This is a genomic window from Limosilactobacillus balticus (assembly GCF_014145615.1).
GTDB lineage: Bacteria > Bacillota > Bacilli > Lactobacillales > Lactobacillaceae > Limosilactobacillus > Limosilactobacillus balticus.
The window spans coordinates 1-4,583 of sequence record NZ_JACIVH010000060.1 but is presented as its reverse complement, the minus strand read 5'-3'; the positions used below and the strand labels follow the sequence as shown (position 1 = coordinate 4,583).

The following is a 4,583-nucleotide window of genomic DNA, read 5'->3' as shown; positions in this document are numbered from 1 at the left end:
TCAAACATCATTAATGCACTTTTCCCTTTTAAGTATCCCATAAACTGCGATACACTTAGCTTCGGCGGAATACTTACTAACAAGTGCACATGATCTGGCATCATATGACCTTCAATTATTTCTACTCCCTTATATTTGCACAACAAACGAATATAATCTCTTAGGTCTCTTCGGTATTGATTGAAAATCGCTTTACGTCTATACTTTGGTATGAATACGATGTGATACTTACATAACCACTTCGTATGGGCTAAGCTATTTAATTTATTAGCCATATTTATACAACCTCTTTTCCCTTATTGACTTTGGCTTGAACACCTACATCTTAAGGCAAAAGAGGCCTTTTTTATATAATTTTTATCGCCCACCCGCATAGCAGGTGGTTTTTTGTTTCGTGCATTCGCTTTGCTCACGCACTCAACTAGGTCTAAAGACATTAATAAAAGCGCCATCAATCCATGATGATCGCTTATTACCGCCTAGCTTTCTTGATCTAGACTAACAAAGGTACTATATTTCATGTACTTGTAGTGAATCCGCATATTTGATACTTCAAATGGGGTTCCATCATCTAAGAAAAAGATTCCTTCAATCGTTCCAACTGGCTCTGTTGCTGTTAGTTTTAACAACTCTTGGTCTTCCGCAGTTGAAGGAGACACCCCGATTGTCATAAATGATTTCGTCACTCTTTTTCCCATCATATCTTCTAAATAATTAAAAATGGAACCATTCACTACTTCTGGTGATAAGGTTGGGGTAATTTTAATCGGGATAAAGCCAGTTTCAATCATAAAGGGCTGGTCATCAATCAGTCGTAATCGTTTAATCTGATAAACAAAATCATTATCACCGAGGAACAATTCTTCTTGAACCTCTTTATTTGCTGGGACAACCTGGTAATTTAGCAGTTTAATACTTTGCTTTTTGCCATCAAGTTGAAAACTATCCGTAACTCCCAAATTACTCCCCTCATAGTGAAATAAGGACTGATTTTTTAGGTAGAGCGGATTAATGAAGGTTCCCGAACCGCGCTTTTTGAAGATAATTCCTTCTTGCGCCAATACACCTAGCGCTCGTTTGATTGAACTTCGACTTACCTCGTAAATCTCACTTAAGCTTCGTTCGTCCGGCAATCGCATTCCGGGGTATTCATTATCTAAAATTTTTTGTTTTATATCACGCATCACTGAGCGATATACTAAGTCTGCCATCTAATTAACTCCTCGGATTTATTTAATTCGAATTTTAATGATACACTTTAAGTATAGCAGACCTATTTTAAATTGGGATCTTTTTGTAAAATATTGGTGCGACCCAGATAAATTTAGGAGATGAACTTTTTATGAGTAAAAAGAATAAAAAAAGTAAAATGAAAAAAACACAGGTGGAACAAATCTTAGATAAAAATAATATTCCATATGAGCAAGCTGAATTTCCGACACATCAAGATGGCGATGTCCGTTCAATGAGCGTTGACCACACCGGTATTGATGAACACATTATTTATAAAACCCTTGTCCTTACTGGTAATGTGACTGGTCCCTTAGTCGGGGTTATCCCTGTTGATACTCACCTTGATGAGAAGAAATTAGCTAAAGTTTCTGGCAACAAAAAAGTTAATATGGTTCCGCTTAAAAACTTGTTAAAGACAACGGGGTATGTTCATGGTGCTAACACGCCTGTAGGAATCTATGAAAAATTTCAATATCCGATTTTTATTGATAATGAAGCAAAAGAACAAGGTGAAATTTATGTTTCATCTGGAAAAATTGGTCGATCGGTCAAACTAAACGCTGAAGACTTAGCTGGATTAGTTCATGCAACTTTTGCTGATTTAGAACAAAAGTAGTTTTCCATTGATTGACCTCCCTAGTTGTGAAGACTAAACTTATTACTATAGTTTTATTTAAGGTCATTATAGAAAGGTCCTGAAAAAATGAAGAAAAATCTATCTGCTTGTACAACCGTCCTCGTAGGCCGTAATGCCACAATTGACGGTTCAACCATGGCAGCACGGAACGATGATACTTTCGCTCCACTTACACCACAACGTTTTGTAACTTATCCGGCATATCATGATCACCCCAATCAAGTTAAAGCTTATTTAAATAAGTGTGTGATCGATCGCCCTGCTGATGGTTACCGTTACCAAGGTACTCCTAATGTCGACTACAAAACTGAAGGAGTCTTTGACGAAAGTGGTTTTAACGAAAAGAACGTTGGAATGAGTGCTACAGAAAGTGTTTATGCTAATGCACGGGTTTTAGCCTGTGATCCGCTTAATACTGAAACCGGAATTAATGAAGACCTTATCGTTGCTGCCACTCTTCCCTTCATCGATAGTGCGCGCGATGGGGTGGCTTACCTCGGTAAATTAATCGCGAAATACGGTTCTGCAGAAGGAAACGGGGTTATCTTCAGCGATAAGGATGATGTTTGGTATATGGAAATCGTTACCGGACATCACTGGGTTGCACAACGGATTCCAGATGATGCATATGCTGTTACTGGAAATCGAATCGCCATTCAACAAGTTGATTTTAACGATAAGGATAACTTTATGTGGTCTGACGGAATTCAAGAATTTGTTGCAAAGAACCACCTCAATCCGGACAAGTATGAATGGAATTTCCGGCATATTTTCGGAACTGCTGATATTTTTGATCAACATTACAATACTCCACGACAATGGTACGGTCATAAGGTGTTAAATCCGGAAACTGAATTTGATCCGCTTGATTTTGATATTCCATTTATTATGCAAACGGATCACCGAATTACCCTTGAAGATGTGGAAAAGATCCTCAGTAGCCACTACCAAGGAACCCCTTACGATCCACTAGGTCATGAAGGTACCGACCAGCAAAAGCATATGTTCCGACCAATTTCACTAAACCGGACACAAAATTCCCACGTTCTTCAGGTCCGCAATGACTTACCGGAAGCCGCTTCAACGATTATGTGGATGAGCTTTGGTATTCCGACCTTTACCCCATACGTTCCATTCTTTGGTAATGCTGAAGATATCGATGTAAGCTATCGTGAAACACCAGAGAAACTTAATATGGATTTAAAGAGTGCTTACTGGATGTATCGGGCACTTTCAATGATTGTCGAATCACACCATGCAGAATTTTCTAAGGCCGACTTGGATTATCTCAAAGATGCCCGTGAATATCTCTACCGCTGGGTAAATGAAGTTGCTCCACAGGTTAAGGGGATGTCATCTTCTGAAGTCAGTGCTTTCTTAAGTTCAAAGACACATGAAATGGTTGCCGAAATGGCTAAACGAACAAAAGCTTTAATGGCTGAGTTAGTAATGAATGGACTCGAACTTTCTAAGTTAACATTCCAAATCGATAAGAATTTGTAAATAAAACAACCTAAGATTAGTTCAGGACAAAAATAATTTTGTTCTGAACTTTTTTGTTACTCTAAAGGTAGAGCTAAGGTCGTACATAGCCTCAGGGACTTCGAGTCCGTATTAAAAAATGATTTCAGCTATCTTTGATTTGATATTTTGCTTTTAGGTTGTGGAACTGTGAGTTCGGGTATTTAGGAAATGAAGTACAAATCTAGGATGGTGGTAATGACTAGCTCTATTTCTAGAAAGGAAGTCTTTTTATGGCTGATATATTTGCCTTGGATGTTTCAATGGGGAAAAGTTACTGTGTCTGGTATCGAGGGAAACACTGCTTAAAAGAGTTTTCTTTAGTACACTCGAAAGCGGGGTTTAATGCTCTACGAGATATGATTAAGAAAGCTCAGAAGCCAATTATCTACTTTGAAGCGACTGGAATTTATTCGCGAGTAATTGAACATTTCTGTGAGACCAATGGTCTCCGCTTTTGCCGTCTTAATCCACTAGAACTTCATTTAAAGTCCGAGAGTCTACGACGAGTTAAGACCGATCAGAAAGACGCTCATCGGATTGCTCTCACTGTCCAGGAAAATACTTTTCGATTAACAGTTCCTTGGAAAAAAGACTATCTTCAGCTACATGAGCTTAGTCGGTTCTATAATCAGCTCAACGCTGATTGGAACTATCGTCTAAACCATCTTCATACTGCACTTGAACAGGTTTTTCCAGAACTTAAGCAATTATTTGTAAATAAAACATCTAAATTAGCGTTGAATATCGTGGAGCTTTTCCCTCACCCAGCACTAGTTAGGCCTTATTCGAGAGTTAAATTAAAGAATATTCTAATGGCATCTACAGATAAACGAATATCTAAGATGAAAGCTTATAAGTATGCCGATCGATTAATCGATCTTGCCCAACAATCATATTCGGCTGTTTCTAGTGACGCTATTCAGGTTGATGAAGTTCGCTACTATACTCGCCAATTAATTGCCTTAGCACGTAAAAAAGAAGAGGTGATCAAGCGGATGGAATCTATTGCCCAGCTCTTGCCAGAGTATGGCCTGTACTATTCTTTTCCGGGAATTGGCAAGCAGACTGCCGCCCAACTAATGGGAGAATTAGGTGACATTAGTCGTTTTGATAACTCTAACCAACTCAATGCCTATGTTGGGATTGATATTCGCCGTCACCACTCTGGAACTTATGCCGGTCAAGACCA

General features: G+C 38.6%; 5 protein-coding genes. 3 read left to right on the top strand and 2 right to left on the bottom strand.

The features are described from left to right. Together tnpA and H5S10_RS03815 are read right to left on the bottom strand one after the other, a co-directional pair. Positions 1 to 275 (bottom strand): IS200/IS605 family transposase (gene tnpA, locus H5S10_RS03820; protein ID WP_182588762.1); only part of this gene is annotated, 275 nt, incomplete at its 3' end. Positions 276 to 479: 204 nt separating this feature from the next. Beyond that, complete coding sequence (locus H5S10_RS03815) at positions 480 to 1,211, bottom strand: GntR family transcriptional regulator (protein ID WP_182587078.1); 732 nt, start codon at positions 1,209 to 1,211, stop codon at positions 480 to 482. A 131-nt stretch (positions 1,212 to 1,342) separates the two neighbouring features. Between H5S10_RS03815 and ybaK the strand changes: the two genes are divergently transcribed. The 3 genes from ybaK to H5S10_RS03800 all read left to right on the top strand — a co-directional run. Then, a complete protein-coding gene (ybaK, locus tag H5S10_RS03810) occupies positions 1,343 to 1,849 on the top strand; it encodes a Cys-tRNA(Pro) deacylase (RefSeq protein ID WP_182587079.1) in 507 nt (168 codons plus the stop codon). Between the two features lie 87 nt (positions 1,850 to 1,936). Further along, a complete protein-coding gene (locus tag H5S10_RS03805; RefSeq protein ID WP_182588767.1) occupies positions 1,937 to 3,373 on the top strand; it encodes a C69 family dipeptidase in 1,437 nt (478 codons plus the stop codon). 251 nt (positions 3,374 to 3,624) lie between these two features. Then, the coding region (locus H5S10_RS03800; RefSeq protein WP_182588668.1) for an IS110 family transposase at positions 3,625 to 4,583 on the top strand (959 nt) is incomplete at its 3' end.

What these genes read in the sequence shown, in the direction of transcription:
- ybaK (WP_182587079.1), top strand. Translation starts at nt 1,343, where the DNA reads ATGAGTAAAAAGAATAAAAAAAGTAAAATGAAAAAAACACAGGTGGAA.
- H5S10_RS03805 (WP_182588767.1), top strand. Translation starts at nt 1,937, where the DNA reads ATGAAGAAAAATCTATCTGCTTGTACAACCGTCCTCGTAGGCCGTAAT.
- H5S10_RS03815 (WP_182587078.1), bottom strand. Translation starts at nt 1,211, where the DNA reads ATGGCAGACTTAGTATATCGCTCAGTGATGCGTGATATAAAACAAAAA.